This window comes from Caldicellulosiruptor bescii DSM 6725, from assembly GCF_000022325.1.
GTDB lineage: Bacteria > Bacillota > Thermoanaerobacteria > Caldicellulosiruptorales > Caldicellulosiruptoraceae > Caldicellulosiruptor > Caldicellulosiruptor bescii.
The window spans coordinates 2,436,173-2,460,985 of sequence record NC_012034.1; the positions used below are offsets into that span (position 1 = coordinate 2,436,173).

Here is a 24,813-nt window from a genome sequence, read left to right on the forward strand (position 1 = left end):
TCTAAGAGGTATGATTAAACAAAATAAAAGAGGGTGAGAATCAATCTCACCCTCTTTTATTTCAGCTTTATTATTATTTCCATGTTCCACTCACACTTGTTTGTGCAAGTTCATTATTATTTGTTAATGAATCTTTTACTCTTTTACTTGTGTCATATGCTGGTACATAGTCTACCTTAATTGTGCTGTATCTCTTGTCACCACTGAACTTGAAGACTATATTGTCGGTCTTAACATCAACGCCTGCATCAGGATTTGTTATTGCTCCTCCGATATACACCTTGAATTGGTCAAGAACATATGTTGAATCTACAACAATTGCTTCACTGAATTTAACTGTAACCTCTGTAACATTATATGTTGCATTGTATACAGCTTCAACTGCAGTAATTGTTGGTGCAATCTTATCACTTGCAGTCACTGGTCCTACTGCACTGCCACTATTAATTGATCTTCCAAGCAGGTCTTTTGTAATTGAGTTAGCCTTGATAGTTACAGTCACACCATTTCCATCTTTCTTAGCATCAGCACCAATTGCTGTTGCAAGGTTCAAAACAACAGCTTTGCTACCTGCATCCCATGTCGCATAAAGAACTCCTATTGTATTTGACCCTGCTTTGACCTCAAAATCCCCAGCATAAAGTGTATATTCATTAATATTGCCTGTTAAGAATACTTTTAACTGTGTTGTTGAAACAGCTTGAACACCGTTAGTTGAGTCAATAGTAACAATTGCAGTGGATGAAGATACAAATTTAGTAGCATCTTTCTGAATTGCCAATGTTGCCTTATTACCATTTGTATCTGCAACACCAATTATCTGCAAGTATGTCATATTAGCAAATTCAGAATCTTTAATTACAAGTTTCACAGTTTTACCATTTGCCAACACGCTTGCAGTTGCACCACTGAAATCCTTAAGTACATAACTGCTATCCAGATACTTATAATTTGTAGCTATATTAGCGCTTGCTGCATTCAATGTCTTATTAAATGTTATATAGAGTTCTGTTGTGTCGCCAGAAACATCATTGTATACTATTGGAGCAACTACATCCGGTGCACTTGTATCAGAAAGTGTAGCTGTAACTGTCTGCGGCAAGCTTGCATTCTTAAGTGGTGTGAGGTCTTCAATGCCACTTACTTGAACTGTTACAACACCTGCTGGCAGTTGTGAAGACAATACAACTTTCAATGTATTCTTAATCTGATTACCACTACTGTCTGTATCCCAGGTAATTACACTGATAACTTTTTGGTTACCATCTTTATCTTTCACAATAATCTTGTTGTCAGAAGGATTAGGAACACGTACATCTTCACTAAATGTTACCTTTACTGTAGTAGAATCAGCTATTGTAACTGATTTAACAGTAGGTCTTTCTGTGTCAATTGTTGGAACAACGTATTTTTCAAATTTTGCTGTCTGCCCAGTATAATCCTTAACTTCTATTGTAACCTTAGCACCAGATACTGGTATACAAGTTGCCAACTCATCACCAGAAGATATTGTTACTACGTTACCATCTACTGATGTACCTGCTATAATACCATTTGACAACGATACACTTACAATGCTCTGTATTGCTTTGCTAAATTCAAGCTTAACCTGGCTAAGTGTTGCTGTGACATTCTTCAACTCAATAGGTGACTTGTCTTCTGCAACACTAAAGCTCATTGATGGATTTACTACAAGCAATCCAGCTATATCTGTAACACCTGTAACACTCAATGTGTTATTACCAACATTCAGAGGAATGTAAAGATTCAGAACAATTACATTTGGGTCTATAGAACTGTCTTCATTGAATCCCTTAACCTCTTTTACGAGGTACATTCCGTTCAATGTATAGTTTGCAGGATTTGCATAGTTTTTAACTGGTTCACTGAACTCAACTCTAAGCTTCTGCGGGTTCTCAGCTGTAACCTTTACTATAGCCGGAGCTGTTCCATCTTGTACAGGGCCAATTTCAGTTGTATATGCCTCCTTAAGACCCAAACCTGTTTTGAGTGTAACTTTAACTTTGTCCTGGTTTGCTAAATCGTCTTTCAAAATTAGTGTAACCTTCTTCTTATCTTCGCTCAGTCGCACTGCACCAATTGACTTTGTTGCATCTCCTACTTTAATTTCATAGTTATTTTTATCAACAGCATAAACGTCCTTTACATCTCTATTGAACGTTACAACAACTTGCTTCAAGTTTGGTACTTCAACTTTTGCAACTTGAAGCTGTACTGGTACTGCTACAAAAGTTTTGCCTGTATCATTACCCTTGTAATACAGTTTATAAGTAGCACCTTCTGTTTGCGCTGCTGTCTTGAGCACAAGCTTTCCTGCTCCAAAGTCAGATGCCTGAGAATCAATTAATGTTACCGCAATTGTCTTTGATGCATCAGATGCATCCTTGATCTCAAAGTCAAGAGGAATTACATCGCCATCTTCAAGTGTTGCAGGCTCATTTCCAAGATATGCATCAACATAAACTTCAATTGTGTCATTTGCAACTGCTTTAACATCTTTAACAACTATAGTCTTTTCTGGTGGGAAGAATGCATTTGCGAATGCTACAGCTGCTTGACCTCTGATTACAACATCACCAATTCCAACTTCATCTTCAATACCATTGAAGAACCCAAGTTCAAGAGCTTTTCTTACATAGTTGAGAGGCCATTTTCCTGCTGCTGGGCTTTCACCTTTTGCAGCAACAAGCATCTTGCAGAGCTCTTCAAACTTGACAGGTTTGTCTGGCTTGAATGTTCCATCTGGGTAACCATTTACAATGCCGAGGTCTTTACCTGCCTCAACATATGCAAATGCCCAATGATCCTGTGGAACATCTGTGAATGACTGCTCAGCATAAACATAGTCTTTTACCACATCTTCTTGACCTGTTGCTCTGATAATCATTGCCAAGATTTCTGCTCTTGTAAGTTGCTTGTCGAGCATCAGGTCGCCTTGCTCATTACCTTTCAAGATACCTTTGTCTTGGAGAATCTTTGCTGCCTGGTCATACACAGAACCAGCTGTCTCTTCTGTAGTAGCTTCGTCCTGTGCAAACACAGGCGCAATTATTGAAAGAGCAAATAAGAGAACTGTTACGATAGCGATGAGTCTTTTGAATTTTTTCATAACTACTCACCAAACCTCCTTGTATGATTTTTTAGTGATGAGGTTATACTATTTTTTATAGCCTCATCACTTACAGCTAAAATTTTATCAAGCGGTTTTTTAATAGTCAATAGCTCTGACTAAACTGTAATCAAACTGTAAAATTAGTGAAACAATTTTATTACACTTTGAAAACCTGCATAGCCTCTTTTAAATCCTGTGCAAGCTTATTGAGGCTTTCTGCCATAGCACGAAGCTCTTCAATTGCAGCAAGCTGCTCCTGAGTTGATGCAGAAACCTCTTCTGAGGATGCAGCAGTCTCCTGTGATATTGCCGAGATATTTTCGATGCTTCTCACAATAGTATCTTTTTCTTTATCTATTGACATAATAGATTGATTAATATTTTCTATACCATCAATTAAATCATCCATAGCAGATTTTATGCTTGAAAATGCTTCTGAAACATTTTTAACAGCTTCATTTTGCTTTTCAATAACATCTTCTACTTTATCAGCAACGTCCTGAGCAGCTTTTGTTTGACTTACAATCCTTTTTATCATATCCTCAACTTCTCTTGTTGACTCTTTTGACTGGTCGGCAAGCTTTCTAATCTCACTTGCAACAACTGCAAAACCTCTTCCTGCCTCACCTGCTTTTGCAGCTTCAATTGAAGCGTTCAGAGCCAAAAGTTTTGTTTGTTCTGAGATGCTGCTTAAAACTTGAATAATTTTGCCAATTGATCTTGAATATTCTGCAAGCTGGTTAATAGTTGAGATCATTGTGTTTGTAATGTTTTCTGTATCAAGCGAAACATTGCTAAGTACCTCAACAGCATTTTCACCTTTTTCAGAAAGATTAGATACCTCTTGTGTCAGTCTTTCCATTTTACTGGATGATTCAACAATAGTTTCTATTTTCTCACCAAAGCGTGAAACTACCTCAACAACACCTGTTGCTTCTTTTGCCTGATTTGATGCACCTTCTGCAATTTCCGAAATTGCTTTTGCAACTTCATTTGAGGCTGCAGCTGTTTCACCAGCTACTGTTGATAATGTAGAAATTGCAGATGTTACCTCACCGCTTAGGGTTACACCTTTTTCTATAAGCTGTTTAATATTTTTTGTCATATTATTGAAACTGTGTGCCATAAGACCTATCTCGTCATAACGCTGAATATCTAATTTTACTGTCAAATCGCCTTTTTCTGCAACTTCAAATGCCTTTGTTATCTTTTCTATGTCTCTAACAATTCTCAACGCAAAATATATTCCAAGAACAAGTGCAAGCAAAGTAAATGTTATTGTAAGAACAATTGAAATGACTTCTAATTTCCTTGCACTTGTCATGAGCTGTGAAATAGGAATCATACCTATAACAGCCCACGGTGTATCTGGAATCAATGAATAGGTTATAAGAAATGGTTGATTTGAATATACTGTATCAAAAGCTCCTGATTGCTTATCAGCCTTCATATTTTCTAAAACCTTTTTTATAAAATTGGTATCTTTGTTTGGTATATTTTTGAATTTGTTCTCCCATTCAATTGGTAGTACAACCTGCCCCTGAGAAGAAACTGCAAGCATAAATCCACCCTGTTGAGAAATCTGAGATTCCTGAAGCTGGTCTCTAAGCCAGCTCTTGCTTACATCAAAGAGCATCACACCAAGAGTTTCATTTGTTGCAATGTCTTTAAACGGAAGTCCTATACAAAAAGCATACTCAGGAATATTTGCATTGTTTTTTTGGGCAACCTCATCAAACTCCTTATCATGCGCTTCAATTATTGTAGGTCCTCCAGCATCAAGTATTTTTTTGTACCATCCTGTATTTTTTATTTTTTCATAATCAAGTTCAAACACTATTGATGGATTAAACAATGATTTTTCTTTGTTTACCAATATGTAAATCCCTGCAATCATGTTATTAGAAATTAATACATTTTGGATAGCTTTGTTTGCATTCGTCTGCAGTGTTATTTTTTCGTAGTCTTCTAATGCTACCTGTTTACTTTCAGAGTAGTACCTTTGAATAAGCTCATTAGACATAAGTTGAGTTGCATTGTTCTGAGCAGTTTTAATTGCAAGCTGAAAGTATTTTGCAGTTGAGTCTGTTGCAGCAAGATATGATTTCTTACTTTCATTGATAACCGATTTTACGGACATTGATATTGACAAAATATCAATTATTACAATTGGAACAATTACTATACACGCAATCAACAATGCAAAGCGTTTTGCAAGTTTTCCACTCTTTAAAAATGAGATAATCAGGCTTTGTAGATTAACGTTATTTCTTGATTTGGCAATACCTTTCTTTTTCACAAGTACTCCCACCCTTATAAATTTTGTATGTTAATTTTGATTATATCTTATTTTACCTGCCAATACAATAAATAAGTCATTCTTTATTAATAATTCGACAAAATATTTTCTCATAATTATTTAACTTTGAATAAACAAAATAACTCAAATAATTTAAATTAAATATACTAATTGGATGGTAATTTAAAACAAAATCCTGCAAAAGACATCCTCTTTTGCAGGGCCATCAAAATTTATTTAAACAGCGTCAAAAGAACCCCTGCTGCAACCGCCGAGCCAATTACCCCGGCAACGTTTGGTCCCATTGCGTGCATCAAAAGAAAGTTTGACGGATTCTCCTTTTGTCCTACAACCTGCGAAACACGTGCTGCCATTGGAACAGCTGAAACTCCTGCAGAACCAATCAAAGGATTTATCTTGCCGCCAGAGAGCTTGTACATAATTTTGCCAAACACAACTCCGCCCTGTGTATGGCTGCCTGCTTTGATTGTCTCATCAACTGCAACTTCAATGTTTCGAAGAGCGTTTAAAGCATCAAATATCCTTACTATATCCATTCCATTTTCGATAGATTTTCGGACAAACATCCTCACAACATCGTCTGGATAGTGTCTGTAACCTAAAAGGTTTTGCCCGCGAAGAAGCATCTGGAGCTTTGTGTTTTTCACTTTTGATCTTATCTTTCGCAAGCGTTCCCAAGGATCTTCATTTAAGTACCTAAGACATGAGTCAAATGTTGCACCGCCCCAGCACTCAATAGAATAATACCCCGCCTTATCTATTTTCTCTAAAATTCCATCAAAATCTTCATAAGGCATTCGCGTGGCAATTAAAGATTGCTGGGCATCCCGCAAAACTGTCTCTGTGATATAAATCCTTTTCATTTTTGTTCAACCCCTTTTACCACCTGAATTGAATTTTGCTGCCAACTTTATTGTTGGTCAATTTTTTAACAAAAGGCGCATGGTATTAATTGTAGCACCTTTGCTTAAATTTTTCTACATTAAACTCTACAAACCTGTTTGTGAACATTTCACTATTTACAGCTTTATATCTGCGCCTATCACTCCCAAAAGCTTACCAATACAGTCATATACAGGCATAGAAACTGTAATGCAGTAGTTTCTTGTTATAGCTGAGATGTAAGCTGAAGATACATATGTGTGACCTGCCACTGCTTTTGTGAACCATTCCCTGACTTTTGCGTTTTCTATGCCCTCCGGCGGATTTGAGTAAATGAACGTTCCATCAGGGTTGTTTGTCCACAGAGCCTCAAGTATATTAGAAAACTTTTGAAGACTCTGGTCTATAACCTCTTTGTGATTGAGCTCTTTCTGCCAGCTTAAAACAAGCTGCGGAATAACTTCATTTTCAATTATTTCAATAGCTTCTGTAATGCGTTGCTGGTTTACTTCTATCTCTACTCTCTTTGTAATTTTTACTGAGATGTCATTTCTGACAGACTCAAACTCCCTGCACATGTCAACAAGCCTGTTCATAAGCCGCATAAGCCTTTCTGCAGTTTTTTTACTTACCTCTACAGAACTCAAAATTCTGCTGGTGCTCAAATCGACAGCGATGTAGCTATTTTCCAGTCTTGTTACATAGTGCTTAAGATCATTCACAATAGAGTACTGGACAGAAAGTTTCTCTGAGGCTTGTGAAATCTTCTTGTTTGTGTAGTCAACAAGCTGAGATACTTGATTTAATCTCTGGAAAGTAGTCTTGCCATATTCTACCTGCATTGATATAATATCCTTACTTTTCTCGCTTAGGCTTGAAATTCCATCAACTATGCCAGAAATCTCTATGATAAAGTCTCCAATCTCGTCTGCAGTCGTTTTTGTATCATTTGAAAGTCTTCGGATTTGGTCAGCAATTACATGAAAGCCTGTTTTGAAATTCTCGCCAAGCACACTTTCAAGCTTTGCAGATTCAATAGAAGCGTTCAGTGCAAGGATGTTTATCTGCTCTGAAATTTTTACAATTGTGCCAAGAAAATCTTCTACCTTTTTGAAAACAGCCTTGAGTTTGGTTATTTTGTCTGCTATTTTCTGGGTATACGCTGTATTTTCCAAAACCATATTTTCCAAATCGCTTGACACCTCTGCAAGCAGCTTTTGAATGTCTTCTTGAATATTCTGGTTTTTTTCTCTGAAATGAGCCATGAATTCTTCAAGGTCAGAAACATTTGTGTATGCACTTTCAATGTGTTGAAGGACAAGTTTCAAGCCTACCAAAAGCCCTGAGATGGAATTTTGAATGTCCCTGCTGTTTGAAAGCACAAGATTAGATTGCTGCTGGTTCTTTTCTGCGCTTGCTTCGATGTCATAAGCAACAGACAAGATCTTGTTGTATGCAAGGTCAATTTCTTTGAATATGTCACTTAGAAAACTTTGAAAAGATACTGCCCAGTCTTTCACAGGTTTCAAAAAGAGCTTTTCAATTGCGCTGAGGTTGTTCTTGCCCTGCAAAATTGAAAGTGTCTTGTCAACAAAGATTTTTAAAATCAGAATTGAAAATACGACTGATAGTACAAGCGCACCCAAGATAGTCAATACAACCTGCATCTTGCAAAACCCCCATGAAAAAAGTTTTACAAAAAAATTAAAGGCGCTTTGAAGCTCATCGCCCCAAAACGCCTTTGTTTTGGTAGAAGTATAAATTTTTATTTTTATTATAACACAGACATTTGAGAATAGCAAAGGGGAATTAAGAATATTTCGTATATTCTTCTCTTATCTTCTTTATCCTATCAATCTCAACCCCTGTTGCTTCAGCTATGAAATTATTATCAAACCCTTTTTGAATAAGCCTTCTAACAATTTCTTCTTCTTTTCGCTGTATACCTTCCTGTATGCCTTCTTCATAACCTTTTTCTTTGCCTTTTTCTTCTGCCTCTTTGTAATACTCCTGTATCAGCTGCTGAACATTGAATATAAACTCACCCACATCTTCCACCCCCTCAGCTTCTATCTTCTCCAATAATTCATCTATTCTGCTTTTCATCTCCTCTCTCACCTGCGGTTTTACTATCCTGAGCAGCCATGAACAAAACACTTTTAGCTGCGGCTGTGGTAACTTACAAACATATTCTGACACTTCACTGAGCTTTTCTACAAACTCCTCTGCATTTCTTCTTGACTTTTCTAAATAAAGAATAATACTTAAAAGGTCTAACCTACTTCTTAGCTTTTCATCATCAAGCCTATTTACATCAACCAGGATATAGTTAAACATATCATCCTTGAATATATCAAAACCTTTAAATATCTGGGTCGGTATGTTCCAGCTGCTTCTACCATTGTACAACACTATCGGAACAATTGGCGGTAATAACTCATCTGCCTTCTCTTCCATGTGTCTTTTCCATACCAAGCTCATATACTCAAACAATCTTTTCGGCATACTTTTGTCTGCAGTGGATTGTGGTTCTATTAACACATAAAAGTATATGTCCGTATCTTCTAATCTTGCTCTATATATGACATCTGCTTCTTTTTCTACAAACTCGTCCTTAATAAAACTCCTGTCAACAAACTCTAAACTCTCAGCATCTATTCTATTTACCCATTCTCTATTTATATTGCTCCTTAAAAAGTTTAAAAATACTTCCTTGAATTGAAATAATCTTTTGAACGTCAAATCATACTGGTTATGCGGTACTTTCTGCTGCATCTACTTCATCCTTATAATTAATTTTTATCCAGCTATAGTTTTTTCTTCTGTTTAAAATTATACCATAAAGACAAAGAGCATACAAGCAGCATCTCACTATTAATACTCGTTTGTTTAAGCCTCCCATCATCCTAAAATTGATATCAAAATGGGCTAAAAGGTCAAAAACCTCTGTTGAGGTTTTCAAAAACTCCTTTCAGAATAGCCCCTACAAATTCTTATTCTTTCACAGCTCCAGCTGTCAGACCCGACACAATTCTTTGCTGGAATACAAATACCATAAGCACAAGCGGAATCATTACCACAATTGCAGCTGCTGAAATCTCATCCCATGGAATTGTATATCTCCCCTGGAACATAACAATCCCAACAGATACTGTTCTCCAGATATCATCTGTGTTGATGACCAGGGCAAACAAGAACTCATTCCACGCAGATATAAATATCAATATCGCTGCAGTAAAAATCCCCGGTGCTATAAGCGGAGTTATTATTTTATAAAATATCTGGAATGTATTGCAGCCATCAATCTTTGCTGCCTCATCAATTTCATGAGATACACCTTGGTAAAATGTTGTCAGATACCAGATTGCAAGTGGCAGTGAAAATGTGGTGTATGGAATTAAAAGCCCAAAAAAGCTGTTTCTAAGCCCTAAGTTTTTTACCATAACGTAAATAGGAGATACAATTGTAATTTGTGGAAACATTGAGACAGCCAATGAAAGACTTAAAACAATGTTTTTTATCTTAGGTGAGATATTTGTCTTTGCAATTGCATATGCTGCAAAGCTGGCAATCACAATTGATATAACTGTAGTTTCAAGTCCTATTACAAAGCTGTTTAAAATATATCTTGCAAATGGCCGTTCAGTAAATACCATCTTGTAATTACCAATATGAGGCTTTAGTGTTATAAGAGATGAAATATTGAATATTTCGCTTTTTGGTCTTATAGAGGTAAGAAACAACCAATAAAACGGAAACAAAATTACAATCAAAGCGAATATAATTATCAAATTCATTACAATCTTTGCTATTTTCTCGCCTGTCAGCTTCTTTTTTTTCTTCATTTTACTTTATCACCTCTTTTGATGTGAAAATACCTCTGCGCCAAGAATCTTTATATAGATAAAGCTTATAATTGTCACCATTATAAAAATCAAAACTGCCAAAGTCGAACCTCTTCCAAAGTCAAGCTGGTTAAATAGAGTTTTGTAAGTGTAGATAGAGACTGTCTCTGTTGAGTTTGCAGGACCGCCACCAGTCAAAACATAAATCAGGTCAAATACTCTAAATGCATCCAAGGTTCTAAAAAGCAGGGCAACAAGTATGGTTGGTTTTAACATCGGTAGTGTAATCCTGAAAAATTGATAAACTGCATTTGCTCCATCCACTTTTGCAGCCTCATACAGTGACTCCGGAATTGTTTGAAGTCCTGCAACAAGCAATATTGCAATATAGGGTGTTGTTTTCCAGATATCTGCTGTCATTGCCGCAATCATCGCGTTTGTAGTGCTCGATAAAAGATCTGCCGAGCTTTTAATAAGTCCAATGTCTGCAAAAAACTTTGCCAAGATGCCAACCTGACCGTCATACATAAACTTCCACATCAAAGCTGATATCACTGTTGGAATAGCCCATGGCAAAAGAATAATACTTTTGAAAACATTTTTCAGGCTTGCTACTTTGTGCATAACAACTGCAAGCATCAGACCAAATACAAGTTCAAAAAACACTGTTACAACTGTAAACAAAAGTGTATTTTTTATAGCTGACAAAAACCTTGAATCTTTTAGATAGTAGCTATAGTTCTGAAGACCAACAAAGTTTGGTTTAACTATCACCTGGTCAAACGCTAAAAGTGCCTGTTTTAAATCATTCATCTCTTGCGTGTTTGGCAAAGAGTTTGTAAGGTCCATGATTTTCTTAAAATATGTATTATATTGATTTATCTCTTTAGCAGCCACTGGTAGATATTTTAGTTTGTTATCTACTGGGTGAAAGTTATTTAAAAGTTCATTTACCTTGTTGAGCCTGTCTATTCTGGTCTTTGTATTAAAAATGCTTTTCTCCATCATAGCCAAGAGATGTTTTATTCTTGAAATTGTCTTTTTTTGACTATCATTCAAAGCTTCCATTTTTATACTATCAATTATTGAAGTAGCTGTAAAAAGAGTATTAGCATAGTTTTCTACATCTATCTTGTATGAAAGTGAAACCTCGCTTTTTGTTGGGTTATTTAGCTGAATGTCAAATAAGCTGAAGACGAAAACCTGCACAAGTGGAATCACCGCAACAAAGATGAATATTAAAACTGCAGGTAGTAAAAACAAATATCCAAACACTTTTTCCTTTCTGTCCATCTTTTCCCTCCCCTTTAAACTTGATTGGCAGGCTCAAGAAAATCTTGAACCTGCCAATGAAATAACTATTAGAATTACTTTGAAGTTTTTACAACTTCTTTTAATTTCTTGTCCATATCAGCAACAGCTGTTTTTACATCCTTCTTACCGTTTACAATATTTGAAAGTTCAATTTGCATAACATCTGAAATCTTTGGGTAAATTGGCGACACAGGTCTTGGAACAGCAGCTAATATAGCTTCAATAAATTTCTTATCACCTATTAGTGGGTTAGCTTTTATAACATCTTTATCATTGAAAAGTGGTTTGTAAACAGGAACATTTCCATTGTAAATAGCCATAAGTTTCTGTCCTTCTTTTTGTACAAGGAACTTTAAAAGTCTCCAGGAAGCTTCCGGATTTTTCGAGAATTTGTTTATACCTACCATCCATCCACCAAGACAAGCTGCAGACCCTTTTGAACCTTTTGGAAGAGGTAAAATTCCAACTTTTCCTCTCACTTTTGACTGTGGACTATTTATCATTGCCCACATGTAAGGCCAGTTTCTTGCAAAGACTGAAAGACCATTTATGAAAGCTGTATGCGTTTCAACCTCTGTGAATGTATTGATGTTTGGCGGAACAATCCCGGATGTTATAACTTTTCTCATCATGTTTAGTCCATCAATTGTTCCTTGATTGTTGACAACAATGTTTCCACTCTCATCAACAACCTTGCCACCATAAGATGCTATATATTCAATTGCATCACAAACAAGGCCTTCATATTGCTTTGCCTGCATTAAAAATCCGTACTTTGTTCCGTTTTTACCTTTATATTTCTTAGCAACTTTAATCAAATCATCCCATGTCTTTGGAAGTTCATTTTGAGGAACAATGTCTTTTCTGTAATAAAGAAGTCCTGCATCAATAAATCTTGGAAATGCCCACATCTGTCCTTTAAATCTTGCAGCATCAATTGTTCCTTTAATGTAGTCATTGAGATTAGTCTTGTCGCGCTTTATGAATCTGTCAAGAGGAAGTGTGTAACCTGCTTGAGCAAACTCAGCTGGCCAGATAACGTCCATGTCAAACACATCAATGTCAGAACCACCAGCACTCAGAACTGTTACAAGCTGATCGTGATTTTGGCCTGTGTCAGATGGATTTTCTTTGTAGATTACATTGATGTCTGGGTTTTTCTTCATGAACTCTTTGATAATCTTTTCTGTTGCGTGTGTTTCGTCCTTGCCTCGAACATAAGTAATTGTGACCTGTTTTTTAGAAGCGGCATTAGAATTGGCAGGACCAAAGGCTAAAAACAAACCTACACTAAAAGCAATTAAAACCATCACAGCTATAAATCTTTTCATTACAAAAATACCTCCTTTTAATGAGTTTTATGATATAATATAAATTGGGAGTTGTATATTATCCCATATGATGGGATAATACCTCTTTTATGCCTGGTCTGATTCTAAATAGTTTTGTGTAGGCCAGGCAATTATTTTTGTCTTCCACCGTAATCGTTTACGCTAAATAAAATATATTATATCTTGTTCAATTTGTCAATAGGTTTTTAAAAAAAAACTATTCATTTTGTGATATTTGCATTTTTGGTCGAATCTCTTGGAATTATTGAAGTGTCAAGGATATATTTGCCTTTTGAAACTTTTTCTCCTGTTAATTTTTTTATCAAAAGTTGTGCAGCCAGCCTCCCCATTTCGTATCGGGGCTGATGAACTGTGGTGATTTTCGGTGTTACTATTGATGAAAGTTCAATATTATCAAATCCCATAATCCCAAGTTCATCGGGAATGGAAAAACCCAGATCTTTTGCTGCATCACATGCACCAATTGCCATTTCATCGTTTGAGCAAAATATTGCATCCGGACAAGGTTTTGCATTTAAGAGTTCTATTGCAAGCCTGTAGCCACTTTCGTACTTGAAATCACCATATTTTATATATTTTTCATCTCTATCTAACCCTAAGTTCTCAAGTGCCATCCTATATCCTTTCAATCTGTCTTGAGATAGTATCGATCCAATTTTCCCTGTTATTTTAGCAATTCTTCGATATCCACATTTGTACAAAAACATGGTAGCATCATATGCAGCTTTGAAATTGTCAATACACACCGTCACAAGCTCGTCTGAAAAATAGTCAGAAATTACAACCATTGGAAACTGTCTGGACATTTCAATAACCTTTTGAGGCCCACTCAAACTTCCAACAATCAATATCCCATCTGCTATCTGCCCTTTCATCATCTTGTAGTACTCTTCTTCAATTTCCTGAGAGTCTGAAAAATCGCCAAGGATGATATTATAACCTTTTTCACGCGCCTCTGCTTCAATACCTTTTATTAGCTTATTAAAAAAGTAATTTTCTATGTCTGGTATCATCACAAGAATATTTTTTGTTTGTTTGCTCCTTAGCCTCCTTGCACTCTGGTTTGGAATATATCCAAGTTGGTCTATAATTCTTAAGATTTCTTTTCTTTTTTCCTCGCTTACTCCTTCTTTACCGCTCAGCGCCCTTGAAATTGTCGCAACAGAATAGCCAGTTATCTTTGCTATGTCTTTTATTGTGTACTTCATCTTCCTCATCCTTTTCTTCTTTGATTTATATTGGTACGTAATCGATTTTGGCTTTAAATAAAAATATAGCAGTTAACTTTGACGAAATCAATACATATTTTGTATAAAATGTGCGAAATTTTGTTGAACAAAGACAACAAAAAAGAGCCCCACAAAAATGGCTCTTTTTTTCTTTATGAGTTTTAGGAATCAATCTGTTCATAAAACAAGAACTTACAATATCAACTCATAAGCTGACACATATACTTCTCCTGTCTCACCAGCTCTTCTAATTTTTAATTTAATTAATTGAGGCAATGTCACTTTACCTTCTAATACGCAGTATAAATCACGTCCATCTATACAAATTATACTTGTTGGACCAGCTCTTTCAAAAGCTTTTATACCATCTTGTGAAAAACCATTAAAACTTACAAAAACTCCCCTATTCCATGTAGCTTTACCTTCTACTTTTTTTTGAAATGCTGCCAAATCTTCAAAACCAATTTGTTTTGATTGCCACTTAGCTTCTACTAAATATATATCCCCGTCGAATTCAAAACTCCCATCAATTTGTTCGCCTGTTACTCTAAAAGGCGATTTAGGATTTAAATTGTAAAAATCGAACATATCATTCAAAAATTTCTCAAACTCATATCCTCGTTCTTGAGGTGTTAACTTTGATATATCAATTAATCTTCTACTCAAATTCTCTAATATTTGTAAATCTTTCTTTTCTTTAGTTTCATCTGAGATCAAAGAAGGTTTAACATGGACGGGACTATTAGTAGGTAATGAATCAATAAATTTTTTATCCCATAACTCGGGTATTTTAAATTGTAGTTGAAGAATAAGATTATTTAATTCTAATATTTCTTCTCTTTTTACGGGATCATTTTTAGTGTTTCTATAGGTTATGCCTCTACGTACTATTTCTGTTATTAATTTGCAAAATAAATCTCTCTTCTTTTCATATGTGTTCTCTAATAAAAATTTTATTCCCTGGTGTTTACTACCTTCTGCATAATAAAAATCTTTCAATCCTAATTCCAAAGCAATTGCCTTATATGAAATGTACGGGTTAGCGTACGGATGGGGCTTCCAGGGTAAAAAACTATAAAGCAACTTTGAAATCTTTTCAATAGCAGCACTCTCTGCCAAAGATAACGACACCTTTATCACCTCTTGATGTATTTTTTATAATATTTTCTACATTAAAGTGATAAATCCCTTTCCAAAACTCTTTCGTGCGATTCAATTCTGCTTTTGAGGATTTTGGTAAAAATTACTGTTTTGTCTCTTTCTATCTTTTCACTTAACTCTTTTTTTAAATCGAAATCATTTTTTAAAACATTAACAAACTTCCTTAAGTCATATTTTTCATAATTGTAGATTTTCTTTGTGTTATTCAGTTTTACTTTGACTATATCCTTTACAGGATTTGCTTCTATTAAAAAATTGGCGCTATTTACCAGATACCTAATTTTGGTTGGTTTATATAATTTATTTTCAAAACATATTTCAAGATTAAATAAAAAATTTCTATTTTTCGTATTTGCAGAATTCATCTGATCTTTCAACCACTCAATTTCCCAATAACTTCCCAAATCTCCTTCTTTACTAAGTCGACCTCTCAAAATTTTTTGTATGTAGTGTCAATTATTTGAAGATATGAATTACACTCACTTTTAATAGGTATACCATTTATAATTACATAGAAGAAATCGCTCATACTTTTTCACTCCTTGTTTTTTCTTATATTAGACTGAATCTAAAATATTTCTTTTTCAATTCGCTTCTTACATCTGACGATGGAAATTCACCAAATCTTGCAAAACATCTACAAGTAATTGGAAACAAGAGAATACAAAGCTCATCGCAATATTTCAGCATTTCATTAGACCAGCTACTTTTTGAGCCATGATGCGGTACGACAAATAAGTCTATTTCCTTCTCTGAAATTGAATTCATTGCACTTAGTTGACGAAGTTTAAAATGAGATAGAAGTTTATTTCTAATTTTTTTATTTTTTAGATTAATATCACCAGTTAATAAAGTAGTAAACAATTCTTTATTGTAAAAATTGATACTCTCTATCTTTTCGATACAGCATCCCGAACACCAATTCCATTTTTCCAATGAATGTATTTGGACTTTTTTTGCCAACTCTTTTATATTGTCGTTAATAAGCACACATAGAGAAGTATGATTGAAATTTCCACATTTAATTTTTTTATTTAAATGTTCGTATAGATTCTTTATCATCTTTCTTTCCTCTAACAACCGTCTAACAAGTTCTTTTCCTTTCTTACCTTGTGTAATTTTAATTATTTCCTTTTTAAACTCTTCCAGCCCTTCTTCCATCTTTCTTAAGTCTTCAATTCCTATGTAGTTAAAACACCGAATATCGATAAATTTTGTCGGTCTCCCTTTTTCAATTTCAGAAATAGAGATTGGATAATTAGAGTTGTATAATTTCTTACCGGTATCAAAAACCTCAATTCTATTGGCCAATCCAGCTTCAAAACTTCCTTCATCAAAAAATGCTCTTCTGTTAATATTTAACCCTCGCTTTTCAGAAATATTATCTCCTCCTTCATCATCTCTTTTTTCCTTTCCTTCTATAACAACTACCACTCTTTCTCCGACTTTATTTGAAAAGTTTTCTTCTATGTAACTTAGTGGATCAAATATAAATTCGACAAGTCTTATTACGTGATTGTCTCTCAAATAATTAAGATTCTTTAATAAATTCATAAGAATGTATATTCTGTTTGGTAAAGGAATATAGGGGATAAACACATAATCTACTTTATTTATGCATTCTAAAAGTTTAAAAATTCCATTGATATGGTCCTCATGAAAGTGAGAGATGAAGATAATATTAACTTTTTTATCTGCTGGCAAAGTCTCTACATATTTTTCAACTTGCCTATCAACTAATTTTTTCTGAACTGAACCGCAATCATAAACAACGTTTATATCATTAAACTTCATAGTAACAAATAAGCCCTGCCCTACACTCCAGAAATTATATTGGCTTACAAAGTTTTTCTCCATCAAATCACCTGCCAGAATCAAACATTTTTATTTTATACTTTATTTACCCATCTTCTCTTTAAAATAACATTGACTCTTCTTATTTATGGACCCGTGCCAACAGTGGTTATTTCCCACAGACCAATACTATTTTTGCGAAGATAGAAAAAGCGCACTTTCATCCCCGTTTGAAGATCTTTATAACCTTCCACAATGTACTGTGTACCATAACTTTTGTCAAAAAGTCTCCCCGCTTGATTGTCATATTCTCTGCTACCCAAGGACCTCTCTCAAAACTTACATAAAATTGAATAGCTCCTTCTGGAGTAAAATGGAAAATAACAAACACGCTTAGCACAAAAATAAGCGAATGTGACTTAATGATTTCTTAAATTATTATCCTGAATTACAATCTTTAAATTTACAATTTTATTATAAAAATCCTTTCATCGTCTATTGATAAAAATATGTCCATTCTTATAGCCAATACTCAAATCTTTCTCCATTTTAGTTGTTTAAAACTTCCATTTACCAAACAAATTTTCGGTGATATAATATATATACAAACTCATGTTCGATGGGTGAGAAAAAGTGGGCAGGGTGATTTTACACTGTGATCTTAACAACTTCTATGCATCTGTTGAATGTCTTTATCAGCCTGAGCTGAGAAACAAGCCTGTTGCTGTTTGCGGTGAAAGCGAACTTCGGCATGGGATAGTTCTTGCAAAAAACCAGATCGCAAAGTCATATGGTATTCAAACAGGTGATGTTATATGGCAAGCACTTAAAAAATGCCCAAACCTTGTTATCTTGAAACCCAATTTCCCTCTTTATATACGTTTTTCAAAACTTGTACAAAGAATATATTCTGAGTATACCGATTTGATAGAACCGTTTGGGATTGATGAGTGTTGGCTTGATGTAAGTCAATCTACAGGTATTTTAAGAAGTGGCAGAAAGATTGCTTATGAAATCAAAGAAAGAATAAAAAGTGAACTTGGTCTGACAGTATCGGTTGGAGTATCCTTTAACAAGGTGTTTGCAAAGCTTGGAAGCGACTATAAAAAGCCCGATGCTGTAACAGTTATCACAAAAGAAAACTTTAAACAAATTGTTTGGCCACTGCCTGCAAAAGACCTCTTGTATGTCGGTAGCGCAACAGAAAAGAAGCTCAGTTCAAGGGCAATTTACACAATAGGTGATATAGCCAAAAGCTCACCTGAATATCTTAAAAGAATCCTTGGCAAATGGGGTGAAGTGCTCTGGATATTTGCAAATGGGCTTGACACCACCCCAGTTACTCCCCCACTTTTTGAAGACAACATCAAAGGAATTGGCAATAGCATAACACTGCCGAGAGATTTGACTTGTTATGAAGATGCAGAATATGTTATTAGAATGCTTTCTGAGTCTGTTGCGCAGAGGCTTCGTCAGCAGTATTTAAAATGTTATACAGTCCAAGTTTGGATAAGAGATAGCTTCCTTTTTTCAATAACAAGGCAGGAAAAACTCAAAAATCCTACTTTTTTGGCAAGAGAAATCTCTCAAAAAGCTTTTGAAATATTCAAAAAACACTGGAACTTTAAAAATAGCATAAGGTCGCTTGGCGTAAGAGCTTTAGATCTCGTCTGTGCAAACTCATTTTATCAGCTTGAGTTTGACAGTTTGAAAAAATTCAAATTAGAACAGCTTGAAAAGACGGTTGACCAAATTCGAAGAAGGTTTGGGCAGAGCGCAGTTTTGCCAGCTATACTTTTGACTAAATCTGACTTGCCTTGCGAGATTCCTCTGCACAACAAAATCCATCCTGTTGCATTTTTCAAATAAAATTTTGTTTTTCAAAATAAACATGAGAGGGTGAGGGTTTTTAAAATGAGAAAAATATTTGTAGAAGTTTATGCTCATTTTTCAAAGGAAGGAGAAATAACCCCCATTTCGTTTGTCTGGCTTGATGGAAAAACATACGAAATTGATAAAATCATAGAAAAAAGACCTGCTGCCTCTTTAAAAGCAGGCGGACAAGGCATAAGATATAAAATCCTTGTCCGCTCAAAAATGCTGTATCTTTTTTGTGATGAGAATAGGTGGTTTGTGGAATTTACATAGTTTTATGTTTCATCTCTCTAAGCTTATGTACATTTATCAACGGTAGTCTCAGAGGCGGGTTAAACCCTGCTAAAGCTGTGCATGACATAATATATGAACGTGTAAGATGAGTCAAGGTAATTATACCGTTTAATTCCAGCATGTTCTTAAAATCTTCCAATCCAAGTTTTTCTTTTTTCCCAGCAAAACACCCCTCATACACTATATGAATTTTAAATAACTTTTTATTCTTCTTTTTTCCTTCAAATGCCGCTTTAAATTGAACAGCCCCTATATATATCTCATTATTTTCCTTAATTTCCTCAATATCGTAATCACACTTAAGTTCCACTTCAATCTCGTCACTTTCTTCTTTTTTTGTCTCAAGTTCAAATTTTACAACACGCGTACTTACAAGTTGAAAATCTGCCTTTAAATTTCCTATTTCTATCAAGCAGCCTCACCTACTTCATTGTTTATAACTTCATCCAATAACTCTTCACTACTTTCCACCCAATTTTCTTCATATTCAGTCTTTTCTCTAAACTCTATCTCAAGTTCAAACCCCAGTTTTTTAGCAATTTCATATAACATTTTTACAGTAGGATTATAATCCCCACTTTCAAGTTTTGACACCATAGCCTGACTAATTCCAAGCTTTTGAGCTAATTCTTTTTGGGAAAGATTATTTTTGATTCTATATTGGATAATCTTTACAGCAATGTCTACTAAAATGTCGTCCAGTTCAAAATACTTTTTATCTTCTTCATTTGTATATTTTTCAACTATTTTGTAGGCTGAAATTAATCTCTTATTATCTAACATTTTTCTCATCTCCCTGCAAACTATTTTTGGCAAACTACTTTTATTATATTATATCCATTTGCACGTGATTTATAATCAATAACCTCTATCTTTCAACTTGTAATTAGTTGTAAGTCCTCATATACAGATTTTAGTTCTTCTATTCGCTCTTCTGCTTTTTCAATCGCATATGAATAACTTTTTGGATTATTTTTTGTGCTCTTACTTTTTTCAGGAAAAGCATTAAGTAATATTACTATTTCTTTTCCTTGCAAAGCAAAAAAAGCAAACAATATTCGAATATTATGAACACCCATCACTCTTAATGAATATAAATAACCGTGCTTGCTTAATCTCTCAAAGCTTTTTTGTTGAATACAATTTTTCTTTAGGTTCTCTAAAAAAATAATTTTCTTTCTAAATTGTTTTCCAAAATCAGTTTCTTTCCCACTTTCACTCAAAATTTCATCTAAATCATCAATTAAAGAAGGATGAGCATATACATAATCGCTCTCGTAATTCTCTACATAAACTATTTTATTAAGCTTATGTAACATTGAATTAAACACCTCAATTATATAACTTATAAGTTATATTGTCAACAACATTCTTGAACTTTTTGCATTTTCAAGACTTTGTCTCCCCACCCCAATCTCATTTAAATTCTTTTAACTTTCTTTTTGGAAAATCCTCTTTCAAATCATAAATATAACTCTTTTATCAACTATTTTCAACAAGAAAAAATTTAGGGATAAGTGCAAATTTGAGCTCTCAATTTTCAGCAATTGCACTTATCCCTACTGTAATTATTTACTGCAATTATTAACTTCTATCTTCAAATTTTAAATTTTATTACCCTTTCACAATCTCTTTTCCCACCTCAAAAGCCCTCTCAAGTACATCCTTTCTTTCATTCACTGCACCAATGGGATTAAGATTGTTAGCCCCGATTATTGCCTTTATATCCATTCCCAATGCATCTGTGAACTACCATCCACCTGAAGAGGTGGAGGCTTCCTGTCTCATCGACCAGACTTGCTACCGGAAGATAAATCCCCGGTAGTAGAGGTCCAATCTCCACAGGCGTAAATTCGGGGGGTTCCCTCCCTACTTGTCGCTTATATATACAATCCCATAGTTTCTCAAGTTTTTCGCTGCATTTTCATCTCTATCATGGATTGTTCTACATTCAGGACATTTCCATACCCTATCCTTCAATTTTAACTCATTGTTGATATATCCACATCTACTACACATTTTCGAAGATGGAAATGTCCTATCTACCTCTATAACTCTCCTGCCATACCAATCTGCCTTGTATCTAAGATATTCTAAAAACTTTGACCATGAACTATCAAGAATGTGTTTCGATAATCTTGTTTTTGATAGTCCCTTTACGTTCAGACTTTCGACCACCACGACTTGGTTCTCGTCTATGATGGCCTTAGAAAGCTTGTGCAAAAAATCTTCCCTTGCATTTTTTACATACTCATGCTCTTTTGCAAGTCTCTCTCTTGCCTTCTCCCAATTCTTAGAACCCTCTTTCTTCCTCAGCAGCTGCCTCTGTAACCTCTTTAATCTCTCCTCGCCTTTAATTAGATACTTCGGATATTCAATTTTCAAAATCCCTGTATCACCTATAATTGTCACAAAACTTTTCAAACCTAAATCTATCCCACAAACAATATTCTTTGGCTCTTTTACATCATTTCTTGGGTCCTGTACATCTACAAGTATACTTACATAGTACTTGCCTGCTTTTGTTTTCGCAACTGTTGCAGATTTTATTTTCCCTTCAAACTTTCTGTGAAATACTGTTTTTATTCCACCTTTTATCTTTGGCAAGTAAGTAAACCCTTTTTCAAAATCTACTCTAATTGTCTCATTACCATTTTTGGGTTGCTGGTTGTTTGTTGTGTATGACTGCTTATCTTTCTTTTTCTTAAACTTCGGCATTCTAAAATGTTTCGGGTTTTTGAAATGGTCTCTGAACGCCTTTTCCTGCTCAAGTTGAACATTTGCCAGAGCAAGACTGTCTACTTCTCTCAGGAAAGGGTATTCTTTTTTATATCTTGCTGGGGTTATTCTTGGAACCTTTCTACCCTGTCTCAGTGCTTCTAACTTTTCTTCTAACATCTTGTTCCACACAAATCTACAACAGCCAAAAGTCTTTTCAAAAAATTCTTCCTGTGCTTTATCAGGGTATATCCGATACCTATATGCTTTTAGCATTTTCTTTTTTCACCTTGACTCTCAATATATCTTCTAATTAACTCAACTGGAGCACCACCACTTGTCAGCAAACAATAACTTCTTGCCAAAAATATTCCTTCCATAGTTTTTGCTTAATTTCAGGAAATTCTTTTTTTATGAGTCTTGAAGAGGCACTTTTATAAGCATTTATAAACTTAGAAAGTGGTGTTGTAAAAGTTGCCTTGAACAAAACATGAATGTGGTCTTTATCATGATTCCACTCAACTATGGTTATGTTGTAATTGGGTTGAATGTACTCAAAAATTTCTTTTAATCTTTTTGAAATTTTCTCATCTATCACATCTCTTCTGTATTTTGTCACTAAAATCAAATGGTAGTAGAGAAGAAACACTGAATGTTTATTTGAGTCAAATTTCATAATCATCACCAGTTTTATTATATACCGAAACTGAATATTTATCAACTGCAATTCATCTCCGTCTTATAGAAGATGAAGACTTCTTGCGAAAAGTCTGTTAAATAAAAGTCCCCTTTTAAATCACTCTACAGTCACACTCTTTGCCAAATTCCTTGGCTTGTCAACATCGCAGCCTCTCTGGACTGCTGTGTAGTATGCAAAAAGCTGCAAAGGCACAACTGTCAAAACTGGTGCTAAAATGTCAAGCGTTCTTGGAATATATAAAACATGGTCTGACACATTTTCTATCTCGGTATTTCCTTCCTGTGCAACAGATAACACAACAGCACCACGGGATTTTACCTCTTTTATGTTGCTCACCATCTTTTCAAAAAGCTTCTCTTGTGTTGCAAGCGCAATTACAAATGTTCCGTCTTCAATCAGTGCTATTGTTCCATGCTTTAGCTCACCTGCTGCATATGCTTCTGAGTGAATGTACGAAATCTCTTTGAGTTTTAAAGATCCTTCCATTGCAACCGCAAAGTCCAAGCCTCTTCCCAAATAAAAGATGTCTTTTGCATTGAAATGCTCTGATGCATATTTTTGAATGTTCTCTTTGTGTGTCAGAACATACTCAACCTTTTCAGGAAGTCTCTTTATTTCATCTCTGATATTTGCAAACTCTTCATAGGAAATTGTTCCAAGCTTTGTCGCAAAGTCAAGCGCAATAAGATACAGGCATATTAGCTGTGTTGTATAAGCCTTGGTTGATGCAACCGCAATCTCTGGTCCTGCCCATGTATAAAGACAATCATCTACCTCTCTTGCAATTGACGATCCAACAACATTGACAATACCAAGCGTTCTTGAACCTCTTGCCTTTGCCTCTCTCATTGCAACAAGTGTGTCTATTGTCTCACCAGACTGGGAAATCACAATTGTTAATGTATTGTCATCTACGATTGGGTCTCTGTATCTGAACTCGCTTGCAATGTCAACCTCGACAGGAATTCTTGTAAGCTTTTCAATGACATGTTTTCCGACAATCCCCGCATGGTATGCTGTGCCACATGCAACAATAAATATTTTATTAAGCTTTTGTAAATCCTCTTTGGTAATCTTAATTCCATCAAGGTTCACTTCAAAACCACTGTCTGGAAGCCTTCCTGTCAAGGTATCTCTGATAGCCTTGGGCTGCTCCATTATCTCTTTTATCATAAAATGTTCATAGCCGCCCTTCTCTGCGCTTGATACATCCCATGTAACATGAAATACCTCTTTTTTAACTGGCTCTTTTTCAGTGTTTACAATCTCTACCTTATCCCTTGTCACAATGGCAATTTCATTTTCCTCAAGAATATAGGTATCTCTTGTGTACTCCAGAATAGCTGGGATATCTGATGCTATGAAGTTTTCATCCTGGCCCAGTCCCACAATTAATGGACTGTCTTTTCTTGCTGCAAGTATCATATCCGGTCTGTCAAGACAAAGAACACCAAGCGCATATGACCCCTGTATCTTTTCAAGGGTCTTTATAAATGCATCTAAAATGTCACCGTCATAGTAATATTCTATAAGATGAGCAACAACCTCTGTGTCTGTATCTGATGCAAAGGTGTAACCTTTCTTTATTAGAAATTCTTTCAGCTTCAAATAGTTCTCAATGATTCCGTTGTGAACAATTGCAATCTTGCCGTTTTGACTCACATGCGGGTGAGAATTTTCATCAGACGGCTCACCGTGTGTTGCCCACCTTGTATGACCAATCCCAACAAAACCTTCAATGGGATTTTGATTTAGCTTCTCTTCCAAAACGGTAAGCCTTCCTTTTGTCTTTACTATGTCAATCTTTGATTTATCTATATTGATAACTGCCACACCGGCAGAGTCGTATCCTCTGTACTCAAGTCTTTTAAGCCCAGAGAGCAAAATAGGAACACAGTTTTTTGTGCCAACATAGCCAACAATTCCGCACATTGTTTTTGTCCTCCTCTTGAGCTTTATATTTAATTTCCAAGCTGCTAATTTGTCCCAGCAAATACAAGGATATAAGCCTTTTTTTCTTTCTGCCTTTGTCCCAGAAGTTGCCTTCCGGGGTTTGTAGCAGAAAGTTACGAGGGAAAAAGGCAAAACCCCGCTGGGGCACCCGCCGAAAACCTCGATTCTCCCCAGTCCTCGTCAACCTCTGGAAAAAATGCGCAAAGGCAATAGCGCTATAATTTCCAGAGGTCCTGGCGCTTT

At 35.2% G+C, this 24,813-nt stretch carries 20 protein-coding genes and 2 pseudogenes; 2 read left to right on the top strand and 20 right to left on the bottom strand.

Annotated elements, in window-relative coordinates:
* Positions 1–73: 73 nt before the first annotated feature.
* The 14 genes and pseudogenes from ATHE_RS11595 to ATHE_RS15075 form a co-directional block, all read right to left on the bottom strand.
* On the bottom strand, positions 74–3,130 hold the full coding sequence (locus ATHE_RS11595; protein ID WP_015908630.1) for an S-layer homology domain-containing protein: 3,057 nt from the start codon (positions 3,128–3,130) through the stop codon (positions 74–76).
* 160 nt (positions 3,131–3,290) lie between these two features.
* Complete coding sequence (locus ATHE_RS11600; protein WP_015908631.1) at positions 3,291–5,432, bottom strand: methyl-accepting chemotaxis protein; 2,142 nt, start codon at positions 5,430–5,432, stop codon at positions 3,291–3,293.
* Between the two features lie 233 nt (positions 5,433–5,665).
* A complete protein-coding gene (locus ATHE_RS15390) occupies positions 5,666–5,872 on the bottom strand; it encodes a sodium ion-translocating decarboxylase subunit beta (RefSeq protein ID WP_322141301.1) in 207 nt (68 codons plus the stop codon).
* 9 nt (positions 5,873–5,881) lie between these two features.
* Positions 5,882–6,316, bottom strand: a pseudogene (locus tag ATHE_RS11605) (oxaloacetate decarboxylase subunit alpha); the annotation flags it as partial.
* A 156-nt stretch (positions 6,317–6,472) separates the two neighbouring features.
* Complete coding sequence (locus tag ATHE_RS11610; protein ID WP_015908633.1) at positions 6,473–8,002, bottom strand: methyl-accepting chemotaxis protein; 1,530 nt, start codon at positions 8,000–8,002, stop codon at positions 6,473–6,475.
* A gap of 142 nt (positions 8,003–8,144) precedes the next feature.
* The gene (locus ATHE_RS11615; protein ID WP_015908634.1) at positions 8,145–9,110 is read right to left on the bottom strand and encodes an Rpn family recombination-promoting nuclease/putative transposase; all 966 of its coding nucleotides are present in this window, start codon (positions 9,108–9,110) and stop codon (positions 8,145–8,147) included.
* Positions 9,111–9,328: 218 nt separating this feature from the next.
* A complete protein-coding gene (locus ATHE_RS11625) occupies positions 9,329–10,180 on the bottom strand; it encodes a carbohydrate ABC transporter permease (protein ID WP_015908635.1) in 852 nt (283 codons plus the stop codon).
* A gap of 9 nt (positions 10,181–10,189) precedes the next feature.
* Positions 10,190–11,473 carry a carbohydrate ABC transporter permease gene (locus tag ATHE_RS11630; protein WP_015908636.1) on the bottom strand — a complete coding sequence of 428 codons (1,284 nt, stop codon included), beginning with the start codon at positions 11,471–11,473 and terminating at the stop codon, positions 10,190–10,192.
* Between the two features lie 74 nt (positions 11,474–11,547).
* A complete protein-coding gene (locus ATHE_RS11635) occupies positions 11,548–12,825 on the bottom strand; it encodes an ABC transporter substrate-binding protein (RefSeq protein WP_015908637.1) in 1,278 nt (425 codons plus the stop codon).
* Positions 12,826–13,046: 221 nt separating this feature from the next.
* A complete protein-coding gene (locus ATHE_RS11640) occupies positions 13,047–14,054 on the bottom strand; it encodes a LacI family DNA-binding transcriptional regulator (RefSeq protein ID WP_015908638.1) in 1,008 nt (335 codons plus the stop codon).
* Between the two features lie 213 nt (positions 14,055–14,267).
* Positions 14,268–15,206 carry a restriction endonuclease gene (locus tag ATHE_RS11645; RefSeq protein WP_015908639.1) on the bottom strand — a complete coding sequence of 313 codons (939 nt, stop codon included), beginning with the start codon at positions 15,204–15,206 and terminating at the stop codon, positions 14,268–14,270.
* Between the two features lie 41 nt (positions 15,207–15,247).
* Positions 15,248–15,640 (bottom strand): hypothetical protein, encoded by a 393-nt coding sequence (locus ATHE_RS11650; protein WP_041727212.1) that lies wholly within the window; start codon positions 15,638–15,640, stop codon positions 15,248–15,250.
* A gap of 148 nt (positions 15,641–15,788) precedes the next feature.
* The gene (locus ATHE_RS11655) at positions 15,789–17,093 is read right to left on the bottom strand and encodes an MBL fold metallo-hydrolase (RefSeq protein ID WP_015908642.1); all 1,305 of its coding nucleotides are present in this window, start codon (positions 17,091–17,093) and stop codon (positions 15,789–15,791) included.
* An 83-nt stretch (positions 17,094–17,176) separates the two neighbouring features.
* Complete coding sequence (locus ATHE_RS15075; RefSeq protein WP_232421987.1) at positions 17,177–17,353, bottom strand: hypothetical protein; 177 nt, start codon at positions 17,351–17,353, stop codon at positions 17,177–17,179.
* A 310-nt stretch (positions 17,354–17,663) separates the two neighbouring features.
* Between ATHE_RS15075 and dinB the strand changes: the two genes are divergently transcribed.
* On the top strand, positions 17,664–18,899 hold the full coding sequence (gene dinB, locus ATHE_RS11665; RefSeq protein WP_015908643.1) for a DNA polymerase IV: 1,236 nt from the start codon (positions 17,664–17,666) through the stop codon (positions 18,897–18,899).
* Positions 18,900–18,944: 45 nt separating this feature from the next.
* Positions 18,945–19,178 (top strand): hypothetical protein, encoded by a 234-nt coding sequence (locus tag ATHE_RS11670; RefSeq protein ID WP_015908644.1) that lies wholly within the window; start codon positions 18,945–18,947, stop codon positions 19,176–19,178.
* On the opposite strand, the gene ATHE_RS11675 is transcribed toward ATHE_RS11670, so the two are convergent.
* The 6 genes and pseudogenes from ATHE_RS11675 to glmS all read right to left on the bottom strand — a co-directional run bounded on the left by ATHE_RS11675 (position 19,171) and on the right by glmS (position 24,549).
* Positions 19,171–19,611: a protein-export chaperone SecB gene (locus tag ATHE_RS11675; protein WP_015908645.1), complete on the bottom strand. Its 441-nt coding sequence runs from the start codon at positions 19,609–19,611 to the stop codon at positions 19,171–19,173. The genes ATHE_RS11670 and ATHE_RS11675 overlap by 8 nt on opposite strands.
* Positions 19,608–19,982, bottom strand: coding sequence for a helix-turn-helix domain-containing protein (locus ATHE_RS11680; RefSeq protein WP_013429304.1), 375 nt, complete (start codon positions 19,980–19,982; stop codon positions 19,608–19,610). The genes ATHE_RS11675 and ATHE_RS11680 overlap by 4 nt, the downstream gene beginning before the upstream one ends.
* 92 nt (positions 19,983–20,074) lie before the next feature.
* On the bottom strand, positions 20,075–20,518 hold the full coding sequence (locus tag ATHE_RS11685) for a type II toxin-antitoxin system RelE/ParE family toxin (RefSeq protein WP_013402175.1): 444 nt from the start codon (positions 20,516–20,518) through the stop codon (positions 20,075–20,077).
* Between the two features lie 550 nt (positions 20,519–21,068).
* Positions 21,069–22,193, bottom strand: coding sequence for an RNA-guided endonuclease TnpB family protein (locus ATHE_RS11690; RefSeq protein ID WP_015908646.1), 1,125 nt, complete (start codon positions 22,191–22,193; stop codon positions 21,069–21,071).
* Positions 22,187–22,593, bottom strand: a pseudogene (tnpA, locus tag ATHE_RS11695) (IS200/IS605 family transposase). The gene ATHE_RS11690 and the pseudogene tnpA overlap by 7 nt, the downstream one beginning before the upstream one ends.
* Positions 22,594–22,713: 120 nt before the next feature.
* Positions 22,714–24,549, bottom strand: a complete 1,836-nt coding sequence (glmS, locus tag ATHE_RS11700; protein ID WP_015908648.1) for a glutamine--fructose-6-phosphate transaminase (isomerizing) — start codon at positions 24,547–24,549, stop codon at positions 22,714–22,716.
* Positions 24,550–24,813 lie beyond the last annotated feature (264 nt).

Coding starts and splice junctions, on each gene's coding strand:
- ATHE_RS11595 (WP_015908630.1), bottom strand. CDS start 3,130: ATGAAAAAATTCAAAAGACTCATCGCTATCGTAACAGTTCTCTTATTT.
- ATHE_RS15390 (WP_322141301.1), bottom strand. CDS start 5,872: ATGTACAAGCTCTCTGGCGGCAAGATAAATCCTTTGATTGGTTCTGCA.
- ATHE_RS11610 (WP_015908633.1), bottom strand. CDS start 8,002: ATGCAGGTTGTATTGACTATCTTGGGTGCGCTTGTACTATCAGTCGTA.
- ATHE_RS11615 (WP_015908634.1), bottom strand. CDS start 9,110: ATGCAGCAGAAAGTACCGCATAACCAGTATGATTTGACGTTCAAAAGA.
- ATHE_RS11625 (WP_015908635.1), bottom strand. CDS start 10,180: ATGAAGAAAAAAAAGAAGCTGACAGGCGAGAAAATAGCAAAGATTGTA.
- ATHE_RS11630 (WP_015908636.1), bottom strand. CDS start 11,473: ATGGACAGAAAGGAAAAAGTGTTTGGATATTTGTTTTTACTACCTGCA.
- ATHE_RS11635 (WP_015908637.1), bottom strand. CDS start 12,825: ATGAAAAGATTTATAGCTGTGATGGTTTTAATTGCTTTTAGTGTAGGT.
- ATHE_RS11640 (WP_015908638.1), bottom strand. CDS start 14,054: ATGAAGTACACAATAAAAGACATAGCAAAGATAACTGGCTATTCTGTT.
- ATHE_RS11655 (WP_015908642.1), bottom strand. CDS start 17,093: ATGGAGAAAAACTTTGTAAGCCAATATAATTTCTGGAGTGTAGGGCAG.
- ATHE_RS11670 (WP_015908644.1), top strand. CDS start 18,945: ATGAGAAAAATATTTGTAGAAGTTTATGCTCATTTTTCAAAGGAAGGA.
- ATHE_RS11680 (WP_013429304.1), bottom strand. CDS start 19,982: ATGTTAGATAATAAGAGATTAATTTCAGCCTACAAAATAGTTGAAAAA.
- ATHE_RS11685 (WP_013402175.1), bottom strand. CDS start 20,518: ATGTTACATAAGCTTAATAAAATAGTTTATGTAGAGAATTACGAGAGC.
- ATHE_RS11690 (WP_015908646.1), bottom strand. CDS start 22,193: ATGCTAAAAGCATATAGGTATCGGATATACCCTGATAAAGCACAGGAA.
- glmS (WP_015908648.1), bottom strand. CDS start 24,549: ATGTGCGGAATTGTTGGCTATGTTGGCACAAAAAACTGTGTTCCTATT.